Genomic DNA, 26610 nt, shown 5'->3' on the forward strand with positions numbered 1-26610 from the left:
TTCTGTTATATGTAAGCGATTTCATAAGGAGGAAAGAGAGATGGAGGAAAATCGTAAAATAGCAAAAGAGGTTATTGAAGCAATTGGAGGGAAGGACAATATCCAATCGGTGGCTCATTGTGCTACTAGGCTTCGCATCATGGTAAATGACAAAGACAAAATTAATCAAGAAAAAGTAGAAGACATTAACAAGGTTAAGGGAGCTTTCTTTAATTCTGGACAATATCAAATAATATTTGGAACTGGTACGGTGAATCGGATTTATGAGGAAGTATCCAAGCTTGGGCTCGAAACGAAGTCAGCTTCTGAACAGAAAGTGGAAGCCGTGAAGAGTGGCTCTAAATTTCAAAGGGCAATTCGGACGTTTGGGGATGTATTTGTTCCTATCATACCTGTTCTCGTAGCTACAGGTTTATTCATGGGGCTTCGTGGTCTAATTATGCAAGATCAAATTCTGGCTCTATTTGGATTAAGCACCGAAGACATTTCAGAAAACTTTATACTTTTTACACAAGTATTAACGGATACAGCTTTTATTTTCTTACCAGCTTTGGTTGCGTGGTCCACTTTTAGAGTATTCGGTGGAACTCCGATTATTGGTTTGATACTTGGGCTTATGCTTGTATCCCCTTCCTTACCTAATGCGTATGACGTAGCTGGAGGAAGTGCAGAAGCAATTACTATTTTAGGTTTCATACCTGTTGTAGGGTATCAAGGTTCTGTCATACCAGCATTTATTGCGGGTATTCTTGGTGCTAAGCTGGAAAGGGTTATCAGAAAACGTGTGCCAGAAGTATTGGACTTGATTGTGACACCGTTTTTAACTCTTTTGGTGATGATCATTTTATCATTGCTCGTAATAGGACCTATTTTCCATAGTGTTGAACAAGGTATATTAACAGTTGCAACAAGTGTTCTTTCATGGCCACTTGGTATTAGTGGTCTATTAATTGGCGGTTTGAATCAGCTGATTGTAATCACAGGAGTACACCATGTATTCAATATGTTAGAGATTCAATTACTTTCCGAATTTAAAAACAATCCATACAACGCTATTGTAACTTGTTCTGTAGCCGCACAAGGGGGAGCTGCTCTAGCAGTAGGTTTAAAAACAAAATCTGCGAAATTAAAAGCACTTGCTTTACCTTCATCCTTCTCTGCATTCTTAGGTATTACTGAGCCGGCAATCTTCGGAGTTAACCTTCGCTACGGGAAACCTTTCATCATGGGATTAATTGGTGGAGGAGTCGGAGGATTTTTGGCATCTATTCTTGGGCTCAAAGCAACAGGAATGGCAGTAACAGTAATTCCAGGTATTCTGCTTTATTTAAACGGACAGGTACTGCAATATATTCTTGTTAATGTAGTTGCTATAGCTGTTGCATTCGCCTTGACTTGGATGTTCGGCTATTCAGATAAGATGAAGAAGGAAATTGAACAGTAAATAGTGGGAAAAGGCAAGATATCACTTGTCTTTTCTTTTTAGGATATTAGAACAGTTATAGGAATAGCTATATCATTTGCTGAGATTACTGGATAATTCCAGTTTTAATAAGAATAGGAGGTTTTGTTGTGTCTGAAAAAGAAACTCTCCTTACGCAAGAGGTTCAACGAGTAGTAAATAATTTTAAAAATAAGGTTATGCAAGACCCATATCGTTTGAAATTTCATCTTATGCCACCTGTTGGACTTATGAATGATCCGAATGGGTTGATCCAGTATGAAGGAGTCTACCATGTATTTTATCAATGGAACCCTTTTGATACCACTCATGGTTCTAAATTTTGGGGTCACTATACATCTACAGATATGGTGACATGGAGGGAAGAACCAGTTGCTTTACTTCCTAGTGAAAGCTATGAAAAGAATGGCTGCTATTCAGGGAGTGCAATTGAAGTGGAAGGCAAGCTGTACTTATTTTATACGGGAAATGTAAAGTTGGAAGATGATTCACGAGAAACATATCAATGCCTTGCGGTTTCATCAGACGGTATCCACTTTGAAAAAAAAGGACCGATTCTTACTCTTCCAAAAGGCTATACGCCACATTTTCGTGATCCAAAGGTTTGGAAAAAGGAGGATCGATGGTACATGGTTCTCGGTGCTCAAACCTACGAGGAAAAAGGGACAGTTGTTTTGTTTACTTCAGATAATCTCTATGATTGGCAAGAGGTGGGGCAAATTGCTGGATCAGGCATGCATGGTCTAAAAGAATTCGGCTATATGTGGGAGTGTCCTGATTTGATTAATTTAAACGGAACAGACGTATTACTCGTTTCACCACAAGGAGTAAAGTCTTGTGGGCATTTATATCAAAATGTGTTTCAATCGGGTTATTTTGTAGGAAAACTTGATTATGAAAAAGGGAATTTTTCGCATGGACCTTTTACAGAACTCGATCGGGGCTTTGACTTTTATGCCCCTCAAACCTTTGAGACTTCTTCTGGAAGAACAATCCTATTTGCTTGGATGGGAATTACTGATGAAATGGAGGAGCATCAGCCGACTATTTCGAATCACTGGGTGCATGCTTTAACCATTCCGCGCAACTTAAGTCTTCGAGAAGGCAAGATATATCAAAATCCTGTCGAGGAACTGAAAAAACTCCGTAAAAATCAGGTAGTAATTACCAATGAAGAAAAGGCACTTTTAAATGGGTTAGAGATTAGCACAAGTGAATTGCTTTTAGAACTACAAAATGAAAACAGCTATTTTAATATTTCATTTCGAAATGAAGCATCGCTTTGCTTTGACCCAAGCAAGCAGGAAATTAGCTTGCAAAGGCGAAATATAAAGACAAACGCAATAGAATCTAGAACATGCAAAATAAAGTCAGTTAGGGAGCTTCAAATTCTTTTAGATCACTCATCCATTGAAATTTTCATCAATAATGGTGAAGAGGTCTTTACGGCTCGCTATTTTCCAGAACTAAGAGATAAAACATTAACAATTCAATGTGATACAGACTATAGATTGCACTATTGGGATCTGGAGTAAGGCTTAACAGAAAGAGGTGAAATGCTTGTACGGAGTTATATGCTTAGGAGAGGCGCTAATTGATTTTATTCCATTAGATAATGAAAATTTAACCTACCAAAAAGCTCCTGGCGGTGCACCGGCAAATGTTGCTGTCGGTATAGCAAAGCTAGGAGGTAAATCGGTCTTTCATGGGAAGGTTGGAAACGATGTACTAGGACATTTTCTTGTTGATACGTTGAATCGATATAGCGTTCAGACGACGTCCATGTTATTTACAGAGGACGCAAAGACAGGGGTCACATTTGTGACATTGGATCCTTCCGGGGATCGTACTTTCAGTTTTTATATTAATCCTAGTGCTGACAGATTTCTAGAAGAAAAGGAATTGGATCACAAACTATTTGAAACAAATAAGATTCTTCATATTGGCTCTATTTCATTGATCAGTGAGCCTTCCAGGTCAGCAACCCTGAAGGCAATTGAGTTAGCCAAAGAAAAAGGAATGCTTGTTTCCTATGATCCAAATCTCCGTTTAGATTTGTGGAGTTCAAGTGAGATGGCAAAGGAAGCTATTATATCTACTATTCCAAGTGCAGATATTTTGAAGATATCCGAGGAAGAACTCGAATTTTTGACAGGTGCAACTAATTTGGAAGAAGGAATAGCGTCCCTACCTGACTTACCACTAATTGTAGTGACTCTAGGTGAAAAAGGAAGTATCTATCGATTTAATAATCAGACTGTTAGGGTTCCAGCTTTAAAGAGCAAAGTAGTAGATACAACAGGAGCAGGGGATGCTTTTGTTTCAGGGATGCTCTATTTGATCAATGAGTCGGCTAAATCACTTCCAAACTTCACTGATACGGAAATGGAAGAAATCATTAGGTTTGGAAGCATTTCTGGGGGTCTAGCAACCACTCAAAAAGGTGCCATGACAGGATTACCGAGTCTACAGGAAATTAAAGACCAATTAAAGAATTTTAAATAAAATGAGAAGGTGTGTACACTGCATGTGTACATACCTTTTTTTATTTTAGGAAAGTATTAAATGTTTGGTATACAGTTTCCTTACAGTTAATTTCTCCATTAATAGTCAATTTGTTATTATATTACTATAATTTTATCTATAAATCAAAATAAACAAAATATTCTAAAATAAATAGTAATTTAATGGTAGAATAGTAAATGAACGATAATTCACTAGGATTGATAGGGAGTGGAAACAGTTGAGTGGAATGTTAAGAACGCTATTTATTTTAGAGAAAACGAATAGGAAAAACATTTTTTCTTGTATTCTGGTAGCACTATGTATTATTGGAATAGTCGTTTATGCAAATACGACAGAGTTAGGCAATCCGATTAAAGAGAAATCAAGTGAATCACTACCAGTCAAGGTAGCTTTAAATAAATTTCAGATTGTGGATGCCAGTGAATATGGTGAAGGTAGTGACATTTATAAAAATATCGTTAAACAATATTACACGTATCCGAAACAGGGAATGGCTTTAAAAACAGAGCGTCCTGATTTATTTATTGAAACAGCAATTGAACTAACAGAATTAAGAAAACAAGCATATGAAATGGACGGTTATGAGCTTATAGCTGCAAACTTACCTTCCCAAATAGAAAACCAAATGGATTCCTCCTATTATCAACACTTAAAGGAAAATAATTTAGAAGTATCCTTTGGTTCACTAAGCTTCTTTCCATTTTTAGCATTTTTGTTTAGTGTAGTAGGTTCCGTTTGGTTTGTTCTAATCTGTATCTACTCATCAAACATAATGATAGATGACTTCCGACATACTTCTCTTATTAAAGGCTATCCTATCGCTTTTACTAAGTATGTGTTAGCGAAATGTATGACTTCGATGGGGATTGTTTTTATTTTCATTATAGAGCTTATTATATGTAGTTTACCGCTAATCTATTTTAAAGGTCTAGGGCAGTCATCTTATCCAGTAGCTGTTTTTAACGGGGAAGTAACGATTTATCCAATTTACAAATACATAGCAGTTTCTATTGTTTATATGATTTGTTTAGCTGTTTTTGCAATACTATTATCTGTCATTTTAAATGTACTATTAAAAAATGTTTATTTAACTATATTTGTACAGGTTACGCTTGTTGTAATTCCTATTTTGTTCCCAGGACTAATCGTGCTTATACCGTTTAATCCATTTAACTATGTTAACTTTCCAAGTGTCTTAAATGGAGATTCTCTGAATTTAGCTACTCCTGTCGCCTTAAATAGTAATGCTGGGTTGCTCTATTTGTGTATTAGCATTGTATTGCTCATAGCTTTTATCAAATGGTTTTTATCGACAGGTAAGCTTCAGAAAATATAGGGGGTGTATGAAATGTGGGCTTATTTTAAGTGGGAATTTAGACAATTTTTTACGAATAAGAAAAACATAGCTGTGTATGTGATATTACTTTTTCTAGCTATATATTTTGCATTAAAAGTCGCACCTTCGTATGACCCTATAGAAAAAGTGGATGTAGCGGAAATGGAAGCGCGTTTCGCAACGAGAGATGATTTTATCAAAAGCGTAGAAGGAAAATCCCAGTTATATCCTTCAGTAGCCTACGCGCTTGCTATATTCCCTCAATGGAATGAATATGATAAGGCAAGAATCGAGGCAATTGGTGAGAAGGATTATTTAAAATATGCAGAAGCGACAGTAGGATGGTATAAGTACTCAGATCAAATAATCTTCAACGGTGGTCTATTCTTCTATAATCCTCTCTATTATACATTTGGCAATAGTTATGCGCATGCCGATGGTCACTTTGGTTATGGCTATACAGGTAGTAGATTTGCTGGCTATGTAGAGGGAGATTCGAAGCTTTCGATAGAGCTGTTTGAAGAAAGAACTGCTCTACAAACGTTGCAACGTTTATTAAATAGTTATTTACCAATTGTATTGTTTATAAGCTGTATCTTTTTTTCTGTAGATATTGTATTGAAAGATCGTCGTTATCCAAGTTTATTAAAAGGGTTTCCAATTGCCGATTGGAAAAAGCTTTTGATGAAAGGGGTTGTAGCTTTTATAGGAAGTATTTTGTCTTTCGTTCCGCTATGTGTTGGTTTTATCATTATCGGATTACAAAATGACTTTGGTGATTTTTCACTTCCGGTGCCTATCTATTCTTATATTGAAGAAACCTTTTCCAATATGACGATGGGTACATTCATGTTGAAAAACGCTTTGTTCATTAGTGTTTGGTTCTTATTCTTTATAGCTATCGTTTTGTTTCTAAGTATCATCGTGAAGGCTGAATTTGTTAATCTATTTGTTAGCTTATTAGTAATAGCAGCTGAGTGGATCTATTTTGAACGGGTTATGGGAGCTTATACAGATATACAACTATATCCAACCTCTTATGTGCAAGTAGGACAAGTAATTTCAGGGTATAGAAATTTTGTTTATGAGTCTCCATACCTAACCTATCAAAGTGGGTTAATAATTGTAGGAAGTTGCACGCTTATCTTAATGATATTGACATGGATTGTGAGTCATTTTAATAGATTTAAGTTAATAGCCTAAGGCAAGGAGATAGATATGTTGGAATTACAACAAATAGGTGTTCAATTTGGGGATAACCAAGTATTAATGGATGTATCGATTACGTTTCAAATTACAAATACATAGCAGTTTCAATTGTTTATATAATTTGTTTAGCTGTTTTTGCAATACTACTATCTGTAATTTTAAATGTACTATTAAAAATGTTTATTTAACTATATTTATACAGGTTACTCTTGTCGTAATTCCCATTTTTTCCCAGAACTAATCAAGTTTAGACCGTTTAATCCATGTTAATTTTCTAAGTGTTTTAAAAGGAGATTTCCTGAATTTAGCTGCTCCCATCGCACTAAATTGTAATACTTAGTTGCTCTGTTTATTAGCGTTGTATTGCTAATGGCTATTATTAAATAGTATTTATCGACTTCAGAAAATATAGGGGGTGGATGAAATGTGGAATTATTTTAAATGGGAATTAAAACAATTTTTTACCAATAAGAAAAATATAGCTGTGTATTTAATCTTACTATTTTTAGCTGTGTATTTTGCATTAAAAGTCGCACCTTCGTATGAGCCTATTGAAAAAGTTGATGTAGCGGAAATGGAAGCACGATATGAAACGAGAGATGAATTTAACAAAGGTGTAGGAGGTATAAAAAATAAACACACTGAAGTGGTCTACGCACTTTCCATATTTCTTCAATGGAATAATTATGATAAAGCAAGGATAGAAGCAATTCGGGAGAAGGATTATTTAAAATATGCGAAAGCGACAGCAAAATGGTATAAGTATTCTGATCAATATATCGTAAAAAGTAAAGAATTATTCTACAACCCCCTTTATTACACCTATAACAATAGTTTTGGTCATGCTGATGGACATTATGGTTATGGCTATACAAGTAGTCGATTTACTGGATACGTAGAGGGAGAATCGAAGCTTTCGATTGAGTTGTTTGAAGAAAGAACTGCTCTACAAACGTTGCAACGTTTATTAAATAGTTATTTACCGGTTGTATTGTTTATAAGCTGTATCTTATTTTCTGTAGATATTGTATTGAAAGATCGTCGTTATCCAAGTTTACTAAAAGGATTTCCAATGGCTGATTGGGAAAAACTATGGATGAAAGGACTAGTTGCTTTTTTAGGAAGCATGGTGGCAGTCATTCCTTTATGTGTAGGTTTTATCATTATCGGGATACAAAGTGGGTTTGGTGATTTTTCACTCCCGGTACCTATTTATTCGTACTTGGAAGGAACCTTTACGAATATGACGATGGGAACGTTCATTTTACAAAGCACTTTGTTTATTAGTGTTTGGCTTCTATTCTTTATAGCTATCATTTTGTTCCTAAGTTTAATTGTGAAGACTGAGTTTATTAATTTATTTGTCAGCTTTATCGTGATAGCGGCTGAGTGGCTTTATTTTGTTCGAGGAATGGGAACTTATACAGATATAGAGCGCTTTCCAACCTCCTATGTACAAGTAGGACAAATTATTTCAGGTTATAAAAACTTTATTTATGAATCCTGGCACTTAACCTATCAAAATGGATTAATAATTGTAGGAAGTTGCACAATCCTCATGATGATATTGACATTAATTGTGAGTCAGTCTAAAAGATTTAAGTTAATAGATTAAGGAAAGGGTGATAGACCATGCTGGAGTTAAAACAAATACACGTACAATTTGGAGATAAACAAGTATTAAAGGATATATCTATTACATTTCAACCTGGTGAGATTGTTGGCTTAGTTGCACCAAATGGAACAGGGAAATCGACACTGATGAACGTAATTATGAATTACTTAACACCAAGTCAAGGAAAAGTAATTTTGAACAATGAACTACAATATTCCAATAAGACAAACGAAGTGAAGATTCATCAAGATGTATCTATGATGCCTGATCAGAGTGATTTATATAATCATGTATCTGGTAAGAACCACCTGAAAATATATCAGGCGATGTGGAATAGTGACCCTAAACTAATTGACGATACAATTGTTCAACTTGGTATGGAGTCTTATGTGAAGAAAAAGACAGGTACGTATTCTTTAGGTATGCGACAACGTTTATGTTTTGCAATGCAAATAGTTTCTAATACGCAAGTGATGCTGATGGATGAAGTGATGAACGGCTTGGATCCAACACATGTGGAGCTAATATCTCAAATTCTTTTACAAAAGAAATCGGAAGGTAAAACAATTATTATTGCCTCTCACTTATTAGAAAATCTGGAGCAATATGCAGATCGAATATTCTTTATGAAAAATGGTGAACTTAAGCTTGTGGATGAAATGGCTACTGGTTTTAACGAGGAAAAAGTAACGACAATCCGCGTATCTAACTTTTCACAGGAGCACCTCGAAGCCTTTAAGAAACAATTTACAGAACTAGAAGTAAAGATGTTGCCAAATGGTAAAACGCTTATTGATGTAAGTGAGCATAAAATAGCTTTATTAGGTCACATCACTCAGTATCTAATCTCTCAAGGATTGTTTGATTTTAGTTTTGGAACGGTGACTTTGAATGATTTATATTCGATGGAGTATCAGCAAAAGTAGAGCTAGATGAAATGGGAAGATAAAATCACAAGGGTACACACTATTTTTAAAGTAACTCTTGTGATTTTTTCTTTTGACTTAGATTATCCGGAAATATCTGCAAAATGACATTAAAACTATATTAGGCTATAATTAAAAACGTTGTAATCACCCTTTAACTATTTGAAAGGGGTTTTTTTGTGATTAAATTACATAATGTCAGTAAAAGTTTTTCAACATTCCAAGCCATTAAATCTGTGTCTTTAACGATAGATAAAGGCGAGATTCACGGAATTATAGGGGCAAGTGGAGCAGGAAAATCCACTTTATTGCGACTAATGAATTTGTTGGAAATGCCAGATGATGGGGAAGTAGAAGTGAATGGTCAAAGGTTAACCAATTTGAGCAGCAAGGAGCTTCGACAGGCACGAAAAAAAATTGGTATGATTTTTCAGCATTTTAATTTAGTGGCAAATAAAACTGTTTATGAAAATGTTGCCGTTTCCTTAGAGCTGGCTAACATTCCAAAGAAAGAACAAAAAAGTCGCGTGCTAGAGTGTCTTCAATTTGTTGGTTTGGAGAATTTAATAGAACAATATCCAGCGCAGTTAAGTGGCGGACAAAAGCAGCGAGTTGCAATTGCAAGGGCTTTAGCGAATAATCCGCAAGTTTTGTTATGTGATGAACCCACATCCTCTCTAGATCCTAATACAACCGCTGAAATATTATCAGTACTGGAAAATATTAGTAAAAGCCTTGGTGTTACAATTGTCATTGTTAGTCATGAGATGGAAGTGATTAAAAGCATATGTAATAGAGTAACTGTAATGGCAGCTGGAGAAATCTATAACACCGTATTAATTGAACCAAAAAGGATTCAAAATATAAACAATAGCCCAAGTTACTTTGTAGAACAACTAATAAAGGATGGTGGGAAGGTCAATGCCTGATATATTAGTTCAGTACGAAGCTGAAATATGGGTGTCAATTGGAGAAACCTTTGTAATGGTTGGTGTATCTATTTTAGCTGCTATTCTAGTTGGTCTCCCAGTAGGGACCTTGCTTTTCCTTTGTAAGAAGGGGCAAGTACTTGAGAATCGGTTTATTTTTTCAACTTTAAATTTATTAGTTAATATAACCCGTTCTTTTCCATTTTTATTATTAGTTGTTTTTTTGATCCCTTTTACAAGGTTAATCATTGGGACAGCCATTGGCACAACGGCTGCAACTGTTCCATTATCAATAATAGCCATTGCGCATTACTCTAGATTAGTCGAGCAGTCTCTATTGGATGTACCAAGAGGGGTAATGGAAGCTGCTATATCAATGGGTGCTTCAGTTAAGGAGGTTGTTTTTAAGTTTCTTTACGTGGAGGCTCGTTCGGGACTTGTTCTTGGATTAACAACATCCATTATTAGTTTTATATCATATTCGACCATCATGGGAGTGGTTGGAGGCGGTGGTATAGGAGACTTTGCCATTCGATACGGATATCAACAATTTAAAACAGAATTAATGATTTATATGATTATCATTATGGTCATCCTAGTACAGCTCATTCAGTTTATTGGAACAACTGTATCAAGAGTGATTGATAAAAGATAAGTAATAGGAGGAAATAAAATGAAGAAAATAATATTTCTAATAACAATGCTAATATTAATTTTAGCTGGTTGTGGTCAAGAGAAAGAGGCTAAGGATAAAGGTAGTGAAGATAAGGTTCAAGAAGAAGTAACATTAAAAGTAGCATCATTAATTCCCCCAATGACAGAGATCTTAGAGCTTGTTAAACCAAAATTAGCAGCGGAATCTATTGATCTTGAAATTGTTGTATTAGGGGATAATGTTCAACCTAACAGTGCTCTTGCGGCAGGTGAAGTAGACGTGAACTTCTTTCAACACGTTCCTTATATGGAGGAATTCAATAGAAATAATGATGCAGAACTAGTTCCAATTGTACCAATCTATTTTGCTAATTATGGTACCTATTCTAAAGAATACAATTCGATGGATGAATTACCGGAGGAAGCCGTTATCGCTATTGCGAATGACGTTTCAAATATAGATCGTTCATTAGCATTGTTAGCTCAACATAATGTGATAACTTTAAAAGAGAAAACAGGTCCCTACTATACAAAAGCTGATATTGTGGAAAATCCAAAAAACTATAAGTTTGAGGAAGTAGACTTGTTAATGTTGGCGAGAATGTATGATGATGCAGATGCAGTAGTAATGACACCTGCTTATGCTGCACCACTTAATCTGACGCCAAAAAGTGATGCTCTTATCACTGAAGGAGACGATAATGACTTTGCCATTACTCTAGTAGCACGTAAAGATAACAAGGATTCAGAAGCTATTAAAAAGCTTGCTGAAGCTATGACAAGTCCAGAGGTACGCGAGTTTTTAGAAAAAAATTATGATGAAACTGCCATTCCAGCATTTTAATATAAAAAGAGCTATTCTAATTGTTTTCAATGAGAATGGCTCTTTTGTATGAATAAGTATGACTTTTAAATCGCTTACAAATAGCTTATAATTAACAGATAATAGAATATATATTATCAATAAAATTTGATAATCTATGCTATGGTTATAATAGAAATAAAAAAGATGTATTCCTGTAATTCAACTTGACATATTGTTATGCCTAAGTAGTATACATCCTTTATACAAATATACGGAGTAAGGAAGGTTAATATGAACAAGATAGAAACAGAAACAGAAGTTATCTTAATAGGTGCCGGAATTATGAGTGCTACTTTGGGAACATTATTGAAAGAACTAAAACCAGAGTGGAAAATTAAAGTATTTGAGAAACTGGATAAAGCAGGAGAAGAAAGTTCTAACGAATGGAATAATGCCGGAACAGGGCATGCAGCACTGTGTGAGTTAAATTACACTTCAGCTAATCCAGATGGATCTATAAATATTAATAAAGCGATCAACATAAATGAACAGTTCCAACTTTCTATGCAGTTTTGGTCCCATCTAGTAAAAAGTGGGCTACTAAAAAAACCAAGTGACTTTATTATGTCATTGCCTCATATGAGTATGGTGCAAGGGGAAGATAACGTAGCTTTTTTAAAGAAACGTTTTGAAGCGATGTCTAACAATCCTCTATTCGAAGGAATGGAGTTTTCGGATGATCCAGAAAAACTAAAAGAATGGATTCCGCTTATTATGCAAAATCGTCCAGAAACCGATGTCATTGCAGCTACTAAAATTGACACTGGAACAGATGTTAACTTCGGAGCATTAACACGTATGCTGCTTGAGCATCTAAAAAAACAAAACGTTGATATAAATTACAGTCATAGTGTGGAAAATCTTAAAAGAACGAATGATGGCAAGTGGGAAGTGAAAGTGAAGAATGAGGCAGAAGGTAAAATTGAATATCATACTGCTAAATTCGTATTCATCGGAGGTGGAGGCGGAAGTCTTCATTTGCTACAAAAGTCTGGTATTCCTGAAGGAAAGCATATTGGAGGATTCCCGGTAAGTGGACTATTTTTAGTATGTAACAAGCCGGAAATTGTCGAGCAGCACCATGCAAAAGTATATGGAAAAGCTAAAGTCGGTGCTCCACCAATGTCCGTGCCGCATCTTGATACAAGATTTATTGACAATAAAAAATCATTATTATTTGGACCATTTGCTGGTTTCTCACCAAAGTTTTTAAAAACAGGTTCGATGTTGGATTTAGTGACTTCCGTTAAACCTGATAACCTAACAACGATGCTAGCAGCTGGGGCAAAAGAAATGTCTTTAACAAAATACTTGATACAGCAAGTTATGCTATCAAAAGAAAAACGTATTGAAGAATTACGAGAGTTTATCCCGACAGCGAAATTAGAGGATTGGGATACAGTAGTAGCTGGTCAGCGTGTACAAGTTATTAAAGATACAGAGACCGGTGGTAAAGGAACGCTACAATTTGGTACGGAAATTGTTACTGCAGCTGATGGTTCGATCGCTGCCCTTTTAGGAGCCTCTCCAGGTGCTTCAACTGCTGTACAAGCTATGATTGAGATACTAACTAGATGTTTCCCACAACATATTGATGAGTGGGAACCAAAAATTAAAGAAATGATTCCTTCTTACGGCGTTTCGTTAATGGAAAACCCAGAGCTTCTGCAAGAAGTTCATGCTTCCACTGCAGAAATACTTGGACTAAACAAACAAGAGCGTGTCTATAGTTAATTCTTTAAATTGACTTTATTAAAAAAAGTAGAATCTTTAATCTGTCCAAAGATAGATTAAAGATTCTTTTTTGATTTCTAGGACCATCACAGTAAAAAACTTCTTATATAAATTAATATCGTTGAATTGGACAAGATAATCTATGAGGAGTACATTTTTTGTATTTCTTAAGATATCTCAATAAGGAGGACAGTTATGCCAAATGTAGAAGTGAAATGTGCAGTATCAAATTGTATTTTCCATGCAAAAGGAAATGTTTGTGGAGCAGAAAAAATTGAAATAGATATGGATTACCATGCAAACCACAAAAGTACAGAATTTGCTTCTGAATTTGATTACCGCTCTATTTCTGCAGAAGCAAGTCATTCTGCAGATACATGCTGTAAAACATTTAAATCTAAAGATGAAGGCAGAAAATAGTATTAGTTTTAATGCTAAAATAGTGTCTAATCGAATAGGTAACATATTGGCAGCATTGATCTAAACATTGGGATGAAGGGACTAAAGGGAATAATCTCTTTAGTCCCTTTTTATAGGTAAATTAATAAACAGATCTATCAAAAAAGAAGAATGCTCAAAGTACCGAGCACTCTTCTTTACGTTACCTATTTAAAATACGGAATTTTTTTCAGTACTACACAAACTGGAATGGCTACACAAAGTCCAACAACATTTTGGACAATGTTTCCAGGAATAGAGGCTGCTGGTACAATCCAACTTTTAAATATGATTGCTTCACCAAGATAATAGATACCTAGCATAAAAGGAATGGAAACAATAGTTGCAATTATATTGAGTGCTAAACTACTTCCATTACGCCCCTTCGACCAAGCAATTTTGCCCACGATATATCCCTGCAAGCCGCGTGCTAAAACCGTAATTGGTGTCCATAAAATCCAAGGACCGACTAAGTCGAATAATCCCATTCCAACTGCCCCAGCAATAGCACCTTTTTTAGGACCAAATAAAATAGAAGACATAAAGAGTACGGCTGTACCAAGGTGAACTAAACCACCATTTGCCGTGATAGGTAATTTAATGTTTAATAAGACCGTAGCAACGAAGACAAGTGCAATTAACATAGATGTAATAATTAAATCAAAAGTACGTACTTGGGAATAACTTGTTGTTTTTTGCATTGTTAATACCTTCCTTTTCAAATCATTTGTATGAGTTAATAATTACATTAGCAAGGAATTGATGTTTTTAAAAGTATCAATTTAATGAAAAGTATAGTGGTCAGTTTAATTGATTTTCATTGTAAGAGGACTTTTAAATTGAATATCGAATTAGATTAGAGGTAAAGCAATCGAGTCTTATAAGAATTGGGGAAAAAATATATGACAACGACTTATGTAAAGTGGGGAGAAGCAACAGTCAAATTAACTTGGAAACCGGGAATGTATCCTACCCAATATGAATTTATTACTAGTGTGCATGGATTTTGTTTTTATAAAGAGCAAATACTTTTGGTAGATTTAAACCACAGAGGGTGGGATTTTCCAGGTGGTCATATGGAAGGAAATGAGACTTCTGAAGAATGTTTTAAAAGGGAAGCTATGGAAGAGGGATATGTCACAGGTGATTGCCAATTAATTGGATCCATCATTGTGGATCATACACAAAATCAATTTTGGGATGTAAAAGGAAAATACCCTAAGATCGGTTACCAAATATTCTATAGAATGGATATAGATAAGTTGTATCCTTTTAATGCAGAGTATGAATCTGATCAAAGAATTTTGCTTTCTATAGACCAAATAGCTGATTATTACCACGAGTGGAATGAATTATATCAAGAAATTTTAGTTGAAGCTTCTAATATAAATAGTAAACGGAGGAACTAAAAAGTTTATCTGGGCTCATAAACTGAAAGGAACATAGGTTATGGAAAAGAAAATAAAAATAGAGAAATACACTTCTGAGTGGGAAAATACATTTCGTTGTTTATCCTCTATTTATCAAAGGAAATTAGGAGACCTAATTCTCTCTATAGAACATGTAGGTAGCACATCGGTAAAAGGATTGAGCGCTAAACCAATAATCGATATTGATATCGTCATCAAAAATAAACACCTCCTTCCTCCCGTGATAAAAGGACTCGAGGAATTAGGTTATTATCATGAAGGAGATTTGGGAATTAAGAACAGGGAAGCCTTTGCCAGAATCAATCAAAATGTCCCAAAAGACAATGAAGGTACAATCTGGATGGAACATCATCTATATGTATGTCTTCAAAGTAGTGAGGAACTGAAGCGACATCTAATCTTTAGAGATTATTTACGGGGGAATATTGAAGCTGTCCGTGCATATGAAAATTTAAAAAGAGAATTGGCTAGATGTACAAATGACAGAGAATTTTACACGCAGGGAAAAGGAGGTTTTATAGAATCAATCTTAAAAAAATTTCCAAAAAGTTAACAACTCGGGAAAAGTTGAAATAAGGGGGGATTAATGTGAACTACAGGTGGGAATCTTGTCCTCAGGAAATAAGAGTATTTGTATCAAATTTACTAACTAAGACACATAAAATTATAGACGACCGGTTGATTGGTTGTTATTTACATGGTTCACTAGCAATGGGAGGATTTAATCCAGAAAGTAGTGATATTGATTTAGTAATTGTAACTGAAAATCCGCTAACTACTGATGCCATGAGAAGGTTAGCTGTTCTTTGTTTAGAGAATTCAAATTATCCTTATCCGATTGAGGTTAGCTTTTTAAATGTTTCCCAATTGGATAACTGGAACTTTCCCACACCTTATGATTTCCATTACAGTGAGTATTGGCGAAAAAGATATGAAGATGAGATAAAAGAAGGAACAGAGCTCTATTTGAATAATGATGAAAAAAAGGATGGAGATTTGGCTGCTCACATTATGGTGCTAAATCATCGTGGTGTTTGTATAGCAGGAAAGCCAATAACATGTGTTTTCCCCGCAGTCCCTCAGTCAGATTTTCTTACCTCCATTTTAGCGGATTATGAAGACTGTTTAAATAATATTGAACATGACCCTATTTATTGTATTCTTAATTTGATTAGAGTTTATTGTTACTTAAAAGAAGAGAATATTTCCTCCAAGCAAGAGGCAGCGAAGTGGGGGTTATCGCATCTTCCACCAGAGTTTCATTCACTCATTCAGCAGGTGGCAGAAGCGTACGCCTATAAGAACTCGAATGCTACCTTTGACAAAAATGATTTACTAAAATTTAGAGATTATTTAAGCTTAACTATTAAAAGCCTATTATTCAGGTTAAACTAACAGAGTCAAAAAGTGGTTAACCAATTTTCGAAGCCACATGATGCTGTTCGGCCAGTCTAAGTTCGCGACATAATGTCGCGACGACTGACTTCCAAAATAAAGGTACGAGCGTTTTTCTTAAAGTCTTATAAATACAGTCCTGCTAAAAATATTCCTAGTACCTCTTCATAAATTTCATCAAATTGGGAAAGTGGTAGCGGATTTGTTCCTGTACCGAGTTCAACAGTGAAGCCTGGTCTGCGCCAGTCCTGGATAAACCAGTCTTTATAGCCAGCGTAGCTATCGATGGTTTGTACAGGCTCGTATCCACTGACTCTACTAAACTCTAATACCATTGCTTCGGACTCTGGTGGCTCAAGGTTTTCAAATCCCCAATAGATAACTTCTCCTTGTGTGTGAAATGCTAGCACTCTAGCAAAATCACGATTCCTTGTCAAATCTGCCATTGCAATTGCTTCGGGCTCAGATAAGGGGCTTTCTCCTCCATAGTCTCTCGGTCCTGGACTTTTTGGATTCCGTGCTTGTTCTAATTCCCACCTCGCAGGAAATTGATCATTCAAATCTACACCTCGGATATTTGCTTTCCATCCTGAAAAATCTGTGCTGCCATTGTTCCAGGCAATCACTCTACTTCGCCAAGGGCTTTCGTCGGGCAGCCCATTTTGTACAAGATCCACTCCATCAGGATTAACCATTGGAACTATGGACAATGAGGTTTGTAAATATAAAGGAAATGTATCAAGCCCTCGAATAGGCTTTTGGTTAGTTAAGGATAATGCATAATCATTTAAAAACGTTAATAGGACTGGTGTCGTAATCCATTCATTCGCATGAAAGGAAGCGTTATAGTGAACCCTTTCCTCTCCGCTACCTATTAAAATTTCAGGTATTTGCCGATTTTCAACTGAATTTCCAATAGAAGATACCTGTAAGAAGGGATAAACAGTTTGTAATTGCCCCAAATCACTCATCATCGTGCTGAAATCGTAATTTTGTTTTCCATTCACAATTCTCCAAGTCACTCTTAAAGGAACGTTAATTGTCTGTCCGATTTGTAAGCGCATTGGATTAAGTGAAGGATTAGCAAGAAGAAGTGCATCAAGCGGCAGGTTTCTACTAGTACCAATAGACCATAAGGAGTCTCCCGGTCTAATTTGATACGGAGTAGTAATATATCCCGGAATTTGAATGCGCACACCTACCGATAGTATTTGAGGATTAATATTCCGATTAGAATCCATTAATAATTGAAAAGGAATCTTAAATAATTGACTATAATACCAAAGTGAGTCCCCGGACCTAACGTATACATCCATGTCGTTCCTCCTTTCATAGAAAAGATCAATCATAGAAGTATATGAAAATAATCCTGAATTAGTGAGGCTCGTAATTTGGGGTTAAATAAAAGAAGCTGAGACAGAAGTGGTCTCAATGAATGCAAAAAGTGAAATCATGTGTGCGATTTCACTTTTTGTATTTTACTTGGGTATGAGCTTATGATCTTGCCGCCATTTACTTGATATAGAAGAAATATTAGTTGTTCTTCGTTACGGCGGCGACTCCTAGGGGACAAGCGCGTGGGAGAGACTACAGGCTCGACCCGTCCCCCCAGGAAAGCGTCCGCCGTAACGGAGAACAACGGCTACGAAGTAGACATAAAATAAAGCAGTTCCAATTTTACTCCATCGTAAAATTGGAACTGCTTTAATTTTGAGGTGGGTTTTGTCCCAGCCTCCTTTAGACGATTATTCTTTTCTCATAATAAAGCTCAAATGCCTTCCTGCTTGTTTATCCTCTCGATAAGAAAATCCATCTGGGCTCAAAAATGTACAGGTAGGGTCAATCGTAATTTGGTCCGAAGGGATTCCTGCAAGCTCGCATTGCTTTTTCACAGTCAGTTGGTTGTCAATATGATATTTGTTCGTAGATTCCTTATAATATATAAAGTCATTGGCATAGCCTAAGTTTTTAAATTTTACATAGACATCCTCATCGACCTCGAATTTCTCTTGGCTTAGCGCAGCTCCTATTTGAACGTGGAAGTCACCTGGATTACAATTTTCCACCTCTATTAGATGGTTGAACAGCTTCGGGGTAATTTCTTTTATCGTCCCTTGCCAGCCAGAGTGAACGACACCAATAAGACCATTCACATTGTTGTAAAGGAAAACTGGAACACAATCTGCGGTAAAGCTAGATAGTATAATATTTGGTTCAAAAGTATACAAGGCATCTGTATCAGGTATTACGGTATCCTTCGTTTTGGCACCACGTCCCTTATCTTCAAGTATTACTCGATGAAAATGATCACTATGAGTTTGATTGGCACAAACAAAATTATCGATCTCACTAGATAGAGAAGTTGCTAATTTTTTTCGGTTTTCTAAAACGTACTCTGTATTTAGACACACATGAAGGGCCATATTTCCCTGTTCTAATTCTTCTCTGTCCTTCATTGTCATTCCTGCTATTATCTTTTCATTGTTTACATACATTTTTATATTCATATCATCACCTAAATTCACTATATATGAGTGTGATTTAAATGTATAGAAAATACAATGTGACCAATATGGTCTACGTCTATAGTTGAGCTGATAATGTTATACTCATACTATTAAATACATCCACTATAGGAGAGTTTTATGGTTTTTAAAAGACATCAGTTAGTCACCAATAAATGGAGTGTACTGATTTTAACAATATTAATCACTGTAATTGCTAGCGAGTTTAAAGTAATTCCCTTTAATGGCGAGGATTTCCGTTTTGGATTAGGAAGTGCTGCTTTTTTCTTTCTTCTGTTAATATTTCAGCCGACATCTTATATCTTAACTGGTTTTTTAACTGGAGTTGTTGTTGTAATTGTACGTATTGTGGAAGATATGATAATTACAGGAGATGCTTTTTGGTTAATACTAGGAAATCATTTACCCGCTTTTTTATTTTATTTACTATTTGGAGCTGGTTTAAGTGTTATACGTTTAGAACGATTCAAAAAGACCCCTCTACATCTGGGAGCGATTGCCGCGGCATTGGAGTTTACAGCGAATAGTGTGGAGCATATTGTTCGTTATTTGTTATTGGGCAATTTACATTTTGAGTTTCAAGAATGGATGTTATTAGCATTAGTAGCCATTTTTCGAAGTTACTTTGTAGTAGGTTTATATAGTTCTATTGTCATGATGGAACAAAATAAACGTGTGCAAGAAATGTTAGAGGTTGGCTCGAATTTATACGCGGAAACACTTTATCTACAAAAATCGATGAATCATATTGAGCAAATTACTGCCTCTAGCCATGATTTATATCGTAAATTAAAAAGTCAGGAGCATCTTGCTTTAAGTACCCAAGCTTTGAAGATTGCCCAGGAAATTCATGAGGTTAAGAAGGATTCACAACGTATTTTAGCAGGACTGCAGAAAATCACAAAAGTTAAAAGAGAAAAGTACTATTTTCTTTCAGAGGTTGTAAAGCTTGTTACTCAAGCGAACGAAAAATACAGCGAATTACTAAAGAAAGAAATTGTTATTCAATGTACTTTTTCGATCGATTTTGAGACAGAGCAACAAATTCCGTTGTTGGCACTATTGAATAATATATGTGCAAATGCAGTAGAAGCTATTTCATCTACTGGTGAGATTAATATAGACGTTTATGAAGAGTCAGACAAAACATGGTTTATTATCAAAGATACTGGAAAAGGTATATCTATGGATGATCAGGAAATTGTCTTTGAACCAGGCTACACGACAAAGTTTAATGAATCCGGAGTAGCTGCCACAGGGATTGGGCTTTCACATGCAAAAGAAATTATTACTACATTGGGAGGCAAAGTACAAATTGAATCATCTGAAAAAGGTGCTGTTTTTAAAATAAATATTCCAACGAAAAACATAAGAAGGTGAGGAGAAATAGTGCGTTATTATATTGTAGATGATGATTCAGCAAGTCGAATGATGCTAAAAAAAATTATAGTGGACGGCGAGTTAGGGTTAGTTATTGGGGAAGCAGAAAACGGTGAGAAAAGTATAGCTCCTATACTTAGTACGTTACCAGATATAGTCCTGATTGACTTTCTAATGCCAGATTTAGATGGAATAGAAACAATTGAAAAATTAAAAAGTCAAGGATTCGAAGGTCAGTTTATAATGATTTCTCAAATTGTAAATAAAGAAATGGTAGGAGAAGCCTATAAAAAAGGTATTGAGTTTTTTATACATAAACCAATTAATAAGGTAGAGGTTCAAACTATATTACAGAAAACAGCAGAACAATACCGATTAAGGGATTCACTTTTAACGATAAAAGAATCTTTGGCAAGCTTTACTACTGCAAAGCCAGCTCTTAAAAAGCAAAACGTGGGTGAAATAGTTAGAACTAAGCTAAGTGACATGGGGATAATGAGTGAAGTAGGCAGCAATGATCTAAAAGAGATAATAGAAATGCTCGTCTACAAAAACAATGAGCCGAACACTTTTCCGCCTTTAATAGATATATACGAATCTCTAGCGAAGAGACAAAATGCAGAAGATATAAAAAAAGAAATGAAAGCAATTGAGCAAAGACTTCGAAGAACTATATTAGCTGCAATCCAACATATTGCTACAATTGGTTCTATCGACTATACAAGTAGAGAGTTTGAGCATTATGCACCGCGATATTTTGAATATCAAGAAATTCGAAAATTGATGATTGAGGTAGGAGAGAATCGATTAAATTCTTCTAAGATAAAGGTCAATATTAAGAAGTTTATACAGGTTTTATATTTAGAAGTGCTAGAAAGCTATAAGAATATTTAAAAAAACCTAACTTTAATAAAAGGTTTGTAGGATTTAGTAGGATTTCGTAAGTTATCTTTAATATAGTTTTTAAGTTAATTCACATGCGGAAAGCGCTTACAAACTAGGAGGGATAGCTTAATATGAAAAGAAAGTTTAAGTTTACATTAGCATATCAAATATTAGTAGGTCTAATCCTAGGGATTATTGTGGGTGCAGTTTTCTTTGGAAATCCTTCAGTAGAAAAATATTTGCAGCCAATAGGGACCATGTTTATCAATATGATTAAAATGATTGTTGTTCCAATCATCGTTTCAACATTAATCTTAGGTGTTGCAGGAACTGGTGATATCAAACAATTAGGTAAATTAGGTGGGAAAACACTTATATACTTTGAAGTGGTGACAACGTTTGCGATTATCGTTGGATTATTTGCAGCGAATATTTTCCAACCAGGCGATGGGGTAGATATGTCTAACCTTGCAAAAGGTGATATCGATCAATATGTTCAAACAACTGAGCAAGTGCAAAAAGAGGACCACGGAATATTGGATATTATTGTAGGAATAGTTCCCGATAATATTGTGGAAGCGATGGCAGCAGGAGAAATGCTTCCTATTATCTTCTTCTCTGTATTATTTGGATTAGGTATAGCAGCAATTGGGGAGAAAGGAAGGCCAGTACTAGCTTTCTTCCAAGGAACTGCAGATGCGATGTTCTGGGTTACCAATCTTATTATGAGGTTTGCTCCTTTTGGAGTTTTTGCTCTAATAGGAGTGACTGTTTCTAAGTTTGGTCTAGAGTCTTTATTACCTTTAGGTAAGTTGATGATTCTCGTGTATGCAACAATGATATTCTTTATATTTGTTGTACTTGGCGGTATTGCCAAATTAGTAGGTATCAATATATTCCATCTGTTGAAAGTATTAAAAGATGAACTCCTTTTAGCATATTCAACGTCAAGTTCGGAAACGGTTTTACCGAAAGTAATGGAGAAGATGGAGAAGTTCGGAGCACCAAAGGATATCGTGTCGTTTGTAGTGCCAACGGGGTATTCATTTAACTTGGATGGATCTACTTTATACCAAGCAATTGCGGCTATCTTCATAGCTCAGATGTATGGAATTGACCTAAGTATTTCACAACAAGTTACGTTAGTGTTAGTTCTTATGGTAACTTCAAAAGGTATTGCGGGAGTTCCAGGCGTATCGTTTGTTGTGTTATTAGCTACTTTAGGAACGGTAGGTATCCCACTTGAAGGTCTAGCATTCATCGCTGGAATTGACCGTCTTCTTGACATGGCTCGTACAGTTGTTAATGTGGTAGGGAATGCGTTAGCAACGGTTGTTATGGCTAAATGGGAAGGTCGATTCGATCAACAAAAAGAGGAAGAGTATTACCTTTCTTTAGAAAAAACAGTTTAATGTCTTTCTTTTGTAAGGTAAGTTCTTAACTATAGAAACAATAATAAGAAGAAAAAATAAACCGGCTATCCAATTAGGATGCCGGTTTTTCAGTCGTCTCAGACAAGTCTTCATTTTAATACTGATTTTTGGCAGCTCTAATTACTCGACCTTGTTTAAATTATTGTATTTGATGTAATTCTTGGAAGTTCATTTTCACTCATTTGTTTTATGTTTGTTGTAAAGCTCAAAGCGAGGATGACAATACTTGATATAGTTAGCAAAACAATCTTTTTTTTCATTTTATAAATCCTCCCATTTATTAATAAATTTTTGTTTAAGTAGAATCCGATTTGCTTTTTGATAATATAAACTTGCAGCTTTAAATTTGTGATGTATAAAAAGGTAATCAGCCAATAATATAGAATACTTTTGAACGTGACGTTCATCTTGTTCGTTTTCAAAATAACCTATTGCTTCCCTTAGTACCATTTCAAGTTCTTCGGTTAAATTGTGGTAATGCTTATATATTTCTAGGTGGTAATAATAGGAAATATATTCTTTTGTAGAGTTTTTTTCTTCCAGTATTTTGTCTAAGCCTTTCTTACACCATTTGAGGACCTGTTGATGATTAGACTGTTTGGAATACTCTTTTATAATAGATAGAATGGTTAGTAAATACCCTTCGGCGTTACAATCCTCTTCTTTAACTTTTAAACTATGCTTATAAAACTCAATTGCTTTTTCGTGACTCCCTTGAATTGCATATAATGAACCTAAATTTTGATAGATCACCTCCTCATAATTAATCAGTCTATAATCTTCTGCTAGTTTCTTAGCTAAATTATAGTTCTTTTCTGCTTCTTGAAATTTTCTCATTTCTTTATGTGCAATTCCTATAACGATATAATTATCGATTGCTCTTTCAAATAAAAGATTGTCTTTATAATAAAGTAATGATTTTGATGCGTAATTTATTGCATTATAAAATTCATTACATTTAGTGTAGGTTAAGCTTAGTACATTATAAAAATCTGCTATTTCCCATTCTTCATTTATTCCGCTATTTACCAATTCTAAAGACATTTCTAATCGACTTAATGCAACTTGAGAGTCTCCCTCCAAATAACTATAAATGCCCAAATTCAGATTCTTAATAAACCTTTGTTTTTCACCCATATCATCTCCTATTTTTACAATAACATTATAGGCGGATTGTAAATTATCCTTTTCGTCACCTAGTATTAATAGGAGACGAAATAGATAAAGGTGATAACTGTAATAATTATTTAACTGTAAAAAATGTAGTTTTTGATTTGTGAATTTTTTCAAGGATTCTCTTATAAATTTTTTGTCCCTCTTTAAAACTCCCATTTTGTACAATTCAGATAATGATGCTAACACTATATTTTCCTTTTCACTGGATACTCGATCTATTTCTATATTTAGTTTTTTTAGTAAAAACGTTATTACTTCTTCACTTGGAACAGTCAAATTATTTTCTATTTTGCTTAAGTAGGATGTAGAGCAGATTCCCTTGGCCAATGTCGTTTGTTTCATACTTTGGTTGATTCTTTCTGATTTTATTATATGACCTATACTACTCATTTTCTTCACCCCTTATGAATTAGTAATGTACTAATTCTAGAAAAAAACAAAATATCCTTTTTCAATCGTTCGACTCAATACGACTAACAAATTGGAGAAAAACAAAGAAATTAATAGAAGACTGTAGAATATAAGCATAATAATTATCCAATTTTTATTAAGAAATAATAAAATTTCTTGGATTCAGGAAAGTTGATTGATTTATATATCAATAATGGAAGAGATTAAAGTGGATTTCCCAATTTATAATTATTCTAAAAATAATAAAAATTTAGTATAATCTAATAAATATTAAATATTTTAATCGGAGGAATGCAGGGATGAACATTTGGTACAACTTTTCTTCTTTTTTGGACAAGTGAGTTTTTTAATGTACTAGGTTTTACTCAACGGGTATGTCAATAGCTTGAGGAATGGTAAATAAAAAGGAAAGGGGGATACACATGATCGGGGAGGAAAACATCGTACAATTAATTGGAAACTTTGGATTTCCCATTGTAGTCACTATTTATTTATTGCATCGATTTGAAAATAAAATAGACTCTCTTGAAAATACCATTCACAATATAGCAAATGTTGTTAACAATAGTATAGAAAAAAGAAAGTGAAGTGTAACACGGAATGAATTGATGTCCTGTTGATCATATAAATTGAAAACTAGATTAGGCTAATTTTCACTCATCTAAAATTTTCTTTAAAGAAAATGACAGAAGTGAAAAGTAATCCATCCCGAGTGTTAACTCAAAAATGGATTACTTTTTTATTGTCAATAATGAGTATATTTTTGATTTATTATTTAGGGGTTTACTAAATTAGAAGAAGTAATTTTATTCTTAGGCAATATAGTCTTCTTTTGGAATATCATCTGCAGAACCTTTACTATAATACTTACCTTTTGTTGCTACCGCAATAACAACTGTAAGAATTGCTGCTAGAATAGCTGCAAAGAAAGCAGCGGTACTTTGTAAAAATGATCCCATATAACCTAGTGCTGCAAATGTGCCTAGGATACTAGATACAATTAGAGATACAACTCCAACGGGATTCCATTTGTATAAATACTCTTGGCGATCCTCATAATAGCCCTTACCAATTTTCAATGCTTTTTTAACGACCAATGCATCGGTAACTAATACTGCCGCCCATGCAAGTAAAAATACACCTTGAAACGTCATAGCGGTATCTAAGTGATCAACAATTCCTCCAAGCATAAGAATTATTGCACTAATTCCGCTTACGACAACCCAAAAACGGCGACCAGGAGTAAATTTAAATATGTTTTCGAAGAAGTTAGATAAAGATAAGGAACTGCTATATATATTGGTAATATTTATACGTAATTGGGTTAACATAGTGAATAATGCTCCACCGATGCCGAGAAGCATGACAATATAAACACCTGGATTCGGTTCTCCTAAGCGAACACCAAACCATATGCCTAGACCGCCCATAATCCCGAAACAGATGATTTGAGGAACGAAACCGATTGCAACAGATCCGACTTTTATATCTTTCGGTTTTAAAAAACGTGCATAGTCAGAAGCTATTAAGGCTGTTAGACCCATTATTCCATGTTGAACTCCTATACATAAAAGTAAAGCTTGTCCTCCAACTTGAACTCCTTCCGGTAGATAAGTCCAAAATGGTCCGTCAAATACAGAAGGGGTATTAAACGATATAGCAATAGCTACTATTAAGAAAACAACAAATATTGGTAGGGACCATTTTTGTATTCTATCCAGTTGTTTGATTCCAAACCAGTTAAGGGGTATAACGATAAACCCGAAGAATATAATTAATGCCCATTCATGAAGATTAGGGAAGAAGGTGTGGACCGCAGAAACTAAAATGAGACCTTCAAATGCGCAATACATAATAAAGTTAGTGGCGTAGAGGAAGGACGTTAAGGAAGCACCTATATATCCAAATCCTCCTCCTCTGGAAAGTAGATTAACATTCATACCAGATTTGGCAGATAAGTAAGCAATAAAGGTTCCTAATATGCCGGCAACTATTATTGCATAGATGGAGGAGATAATAGCATTTATTGCTCCAAACTGAAGAGCCATTACACTGCCCATTTGAAAGTAAAAAATGGCAGTTGCTATTCCTAATGTAATATTGGTTATACTTAACCAACCCATATTTCTTTGGCTACGGGGCACCTTCTCTAATGAATAGTCTTTGTCTATTTCTTCTGTAACTTTGTGATCTGTAAGTTCGACAGATCCCATAATATCAACTCCTAATAAAAAAAATAATTATTAATGCGAAAAGACGCAATAACAATTAATTTTCCTTT

Annotated in this window: 24 protein-coding genes; 19 read left to right on the forward strand and 5 right to left on the reverse strand. The window is 34.9% G+C overall.

Annotated features, from left to right (window positions below):
• The first annotated feature begins 40 nt into the window (after positions 1-40).
• The 12 genes from BLR36_RS13865 to BLR36_RS13920 all read left to right on the forward strand — a co-directional run bounded on the left by BLR36_RS13865 (position 41) and on the right by BLR36_RS13920 (position 13676).
• A complete protein-coding gene (locus BLR36_RS13865; RefSeq protein WP_093062350.1) occupies positions 41-1444 on the forward strand; it encodes a sucrose-specific PTS transporter subunit IIBC in 1404 nt (467 codons plus the stop codon).
• A 128-nt stretch (positions 1445-1572) separates the two neighbouring features.
• On the forward strand, positions 1573-2997 hold the full coding sequence (locus BLR36_RS13870) for a glycoside hydrolase family 32 protein (protein ID WP_254771420.1): 1425 nt from the start codon (positions 1573-1575) through the stop codon (positions 2995-2997).
• A 25-nt stretch (positions 2998-3022) separates the two neighbouring features.
• Positions 3023-3967 (forward strand): aminoimidazole riboside kinase, encoded by a 945-nt coding sequence (locus BLR36_RS13875; protein ID WP_093062351.1) that lies wholly within the window; start codon positions 3023-3025, stop codon positions 3965-3967.
• A 238-nt stretch (positions 3968-4205) separates the two neighbouring features.
• On the forward strand, positions 4206-5324 hold the full coding sequence (locus tag BLR36_RS13880) for a hypothetical protein (RefSeq protein WP_093062352.1): 1119 nt from the start codon (positions 4206-4208) through the stop codon (positions 5322-5324).
• A gap of 12 nt (positions 5325-5336) precedes the next feature.
• Positions 5337-6527: a hypothetical protein gene (locus BLR36_RS13885; RefSeq protein ID WP_093062353.1), complete on the forward strand. Its 1191-nt coding sequence runs from the start codon at positions 5337-5339 to the stop codon at positions 6525-6527.
• Between the two features lie 430 nt (positions 6528-6957).
• The gene (locus tag BLR36_RS13890) at positions 6958-8148 is read left to right on the forward strand and encodes a hypothetical protein (RefSeq protein ID WP_093062354.1); all 1191 of its coding nucleotides are present in this window, start codon (positions 6958-6960) and stop codon (positions 8146-8148) included.
• Positions 8149-8165: 17 nt separating this feature from the next.
• Positions 8166-9074, forward strand: a complete 909-nt coding sequence (locus tag BLR36_RS13895) for an ABC transporter ATP-binding protein (RefSeq protein ID WP_093062355.1) — start codon at positions 8166-8168, stop codon at positions 9072-9074.
• A 179-nt stretch (positions 9075-9253) separates the two neighbouring features.
• The gene (locus tag BLR36_RS13900) at positions 9254-10003 is read left to right on the forward strand and encodes a methionine ABC transporter ATP-binding protein (protein WP_093062356.1); all 750 of its coding nucleotides are present in this window, start codon (positions 9254-9256) and stop codon (positions 10001-10003) included.
• Complete coding sequence (locus tag BLR36_RS13905; RefSeq protein ID WP_093062357.1) at positions 9996-10658, forward strand: methionine ABC transporter permease; 663 nt, start codon at positions 9996-9998, stop codon at positions 10656-10658. The genes BLR36_RS13900 and BLR36_RS13905 overlap by 8 nt, the downstream gene beginning before the upstream one ends.
• 18 nt (positions 10659-10676) lie before the next feature.
• Positions 10677-11501: a MetQ/NlpA family ABC transporter substrate-binding protein gene (locus BLR36_RS13910; protein ID WP_093062358.1), complete on the forward strand. Its 825-nt coding sequence runs from the start codon at positions 10677-10679 to the stop codon at positions 11499-11501.
• A gap of 252 nt (positions 11502-11753) precedes the next feature.
• Positions 11754-13256: a malate:quinone oxidoreductase gene (locus tag BLR36_RS13915; RefSeq protein WP_093062359.1), complete on the forward strand. Its 1503-nt coding sequence runs from the start codon at positions 11754-11756 to the stop codon at positions 13254-13256.
• A 195-nt stretch (positions 13257-13451) separates the two neighbouring features.
• Positions 13452-13676, forward strand: coding sequence for a DUF1540 domain-containing protein (locus BLR36_RS13920; RefSeq protein ID WP_093062360.1), 225 nt, complete (start codon positions 13452-13454; stop codon positions 13674-13676).
• A 185-nt stretch (positions 13677-13861) separates the two neighbouring features.
• Here the strand turns inward: BLR36_RS13920 and BLR36_RS13925 are convergent, their stop codons facing one another.
• On the reverse strand, positions 13862-14395 hold the full coding sequence (locus BLR36_RS13925; RefSeq protein ID WP_093062361.1) for an ECF transporter S component: 534 nt from the start codon (positions 14393-14395) through the stop codon (positions 13862-13864).
• A 201-nt stretch (positions 14396-14596) separates the two neighbouring features.
• On the opposite strand from BLR36_RS13925, the gene BLR36_RS13930 reads away from it, so the two are divergent.
• From BLR36_RS13930 to BLR36_RS13940, 3 genes are read left to right on the forward strand one after another with little or no spacing between them, the layout of a single operon-like run.
• A complete protein-coding gene (locus tag BLR36_RS13930; protein ID WP_093062362.1) occupies positions 14597-15103 on the forward strand; it encodes an NUDIX hydrolase in 507 nt (168 codons plus the stop codon).
• Positions 15104-15143: 40 nt separating this feature from the next.
• Positions 15144-15677: a GrpB family protein gene (locus BLR36_RS13935; protein WP_093062363.1), complete on the forward strand. Its 534-nt coding sequence runs from the start codon at positions 15144-15146 to the stop codon at positions 15675-15677.
• 35 nt (positions 15678-15712) lie between these two features.
• Positions 15713-16519, forward strand: a complete 807-nt coding sequence (locus BLR36_RS13940) for an aminoglycoside adenylyltransferase domain-containing protein (RefSeq protein WP_093062364.1) — start codon at positions 15713-15715, stop codon at positions 16517-16519.
• Positions 16520-16644: 125 nt separating this feature from the next.
• Here BLR36_RS13940 and BLR36_RS13945 read toward each other — a convergent pair whose 3' ends face one another.
• Together BLR36_RS13945 and pgeF are read right to left on the reverse strand one after the other, a co-directional pair.
• Positions 16645-17835 carry a M14 family metallopeptidase gene (locus tag BLR36_RS13945; protein WP_093062365.1) on the reverse strand — a complete coding sequence of 397 codons (1191 nt, stop codon included), beginning with the start codon at positions 17833-17835 and terminating at the stop codon, positions 16645-16647.
• Positions 17836-18264: 429 nt separating this feature from the next.
• Entirely contained in the window at positions 18265-19026 is a 762-nt protein-coding gene (gene pgeF, locus BLR36_RS13950; protein WP_093062366.1) for a peptidoglycan editing factor PgeF, read from the reverse strand.
• A gap of 138 nt (positions 19027-19164) precedes the next feature.
• Between pgeF and BLR36_RS13955 the strand changes: the two genes are divergently transcribed.
• From BLR36_RS13955 to gltP, 3 genes are all read left to right on the forward strand, one after another.
• Entirely contained in the window at positions 19165-20424 is a 1260-nt protein-coding gene (locus BLR36_RS13955; protein ID WP_093062367.1) for a sensor histidine kinase, read from the forward strand.
• Between the two features lie 9 nt (positions 20425-20433).
• The gene (locus tag BLR36_RS13960; RefSeq protein ID WP_093062368.1) at positions 20434-21318 is read left to right on the forward strand and encodes a response regulator; all 885 of its coding nucleotides are present in this window, start codon (positions 20434-20436) and stop codon (positions 21316-21318) included.
• Positions 21319-21440: 122 nt separating this feature from the next.
• Positions 21441-22721, forward strand: coding sequence for a glutamate/aspartate:proton symporter GltP (gltP, locus tag BLR36_RS13965; protein ID WP_093062369.1), 1281 nt, complete (start codon positions 21441-21443; stop codon positions 22719-22721).
• 282 nt (positions 22722-23003) lie between these two features.
• Here gltP and BLR36_RS13970 read toward each other — a convergent pair whose 3' ends face one another.
• Positions 23004-24308 carry a helix-turn-helix domain-containing protein gene (locus BLR36_RS13970; protein ID WP_093062370.1) on the reverse strand — a complete coding sequence of 435 codons (1305 nt, stop codon included), beginning with the start codon at positions 24306-24308 and terminating at the stop codon, positions 23004-23006.
• 443 nt (positions 24309-24751) lie between these two features.
• On the opposite strand from BLR36_RS13970, the gene BLR36_RS13975 reads away from it, so the two are divergent.
• Entirely contained in the window at positions 24752-24916 is a 165-nt protein-coding gene (locus tag BLR36_RS13975; RefSeq protein ID WP_093062371.1) for a YvrJ family protein, read from the forward strand.
• Positions 24917-25141: 225 nt separating this feature from the next.
• Here the strand turns inward: BLR36_RS13975 and BLR36_RS13980 are convergent, their stop codons facing one another.
• Positions 25142-26542 (reverse strand): purine-cytosine permease family protein, encoded by a 1401-nt coding sequence (locus tag BLR36_RS13980; protein ID WP_093062372.1) that lies wholly within the window; start codon positions 26540-26542, stop codon positions 25142-25144.
• Between the last annotated feature and the right edge of the window lie 68 nt (positions 26543-26610).

This window comes from Psychrobacillus sp. OK028, from assembly GCF_900103605.1.
Classification (GTDB): domain Bacteria; phylum Bacillota; class Bacilli; order Bacillales_A; family Planococcaceae; genus Psychrobacillus.

Coding starts and splice junctions, on each gene's coding strand:
- pgeF (WP_093062366.1), bottom strand. CDS start 19,026: ATGAATATAAAAATGTATGTAAACAATGAAAAGATAATAGCAGGAATG.
- gltP (WP_093062369.1), top strand. CDS start 21,441: ATGAAAAGAAAGTTTAAGTTTACATTAGCATATCAAATATTAGTAGGT.
- BLR36_RS13895 (WP_093062355.1), top strand. CDS start 8,166: ATGCTGGAGTTAAAACAAATACACGTACAATTTGGAGATAAACAAGTA.
- BLR36_RS13980 (WP_093062372.1), bottom strand. CDS start 26,542: ATGGGATCTGTCGAACTTACAGATCACAAAGTTACAGAAGAAATAGAC.
- BLR36_RS13915 (WP_093062359.1), top strand. CDS start 11,754: ATGAACAAGATAGAAACAGAAACAGAAGTTATCTTAATAGGTGCCGGA.
- BLR36_RS13865 (WP_093062350.1), top strand. CDS start 41: ATGGAGGAAAATCGTAAAATAGCAAAAGAGGTTATTGAAGCAATTGGA.
- BLR36_RS13925 (WP_093062361.1), bottom strand. CDS start 14,395: ATGCAAAAAACAACAAGTTATTCCCAAGTACGTACTTTTGATTTAATT.
- BLR36_RS13930 (WP_093062362.1), top strand. CDS start 14,597: ATGACAACGACTTATGTAAAGTGGGGAGAAGCAACAGTCAAATTAACT.
- BLR36_RS13910 (WP_093062358.1), top strand. CDS start 10,677: ATGAAGAAAATAATATTTCTAATAACAATGCTAATATTAATTTTAGCT.
- BLR36_RS13935 (WP_093062363.1), top strand. CDS start 15,144: ATGGAAAAGAAAATAAAAATAGAGAAATACACTTCTGAGTGGGAAAAT.
- BLR36_RS13970 (WP_093062370.1), bottom strand. CDS start 24,308: ATGAGTAGTATAGGTCATATAATAAAATCAGAAAGAATCAACCAAAGT.
- BLR36_RS13955 (WP_093062367.1), top strand. CDS start 19,165: ATGGTTTTTAAAAGACATCAGTTAGTCACCAATAAATGGAGTGTACTG.
- BLR36_RS13945 (WP_093062365.1), bottom strand. CDS start 17,835: ATGGATGTATACGTTAGGTCCGGGGACTCACTTTGGTATTATAGTCAA.
- BLR36_RS13885 (WP_093062353.1), top strand. CDS start 5,337: ATGTGGGCTTATTTTAAGTGGGAATTTAGACAATTTTTTACGAATAAG.
- BLR36_RS13975 (WP_093062371.1), top strand. CDS start 24,752: ATGATCGGGGAGGAAAACATCGTACAATTAATTGGAAACTTTGGATTT.
- BLR36_RS13890 (WP_093062354.1), top strand. CDS start 6,958: ATGTGGAATTATTTTAAATGGGAATTAAAACAATTTTTTACCAATAAG.
- BLR36_RS13920 (WP_093062360.1), top strand. CDS start 13,452: ATGCCAAATGTAGAAGTGAAATGTGCAGTATCAAATTGTATTTTCCAT.
- BLR36_RS13905 (WP_093062357.1), top strand. CDS start 9,996: ATGCCTGATATATTAGTTCAGTACGAAGCTGAAATATGGGTGTCAATT.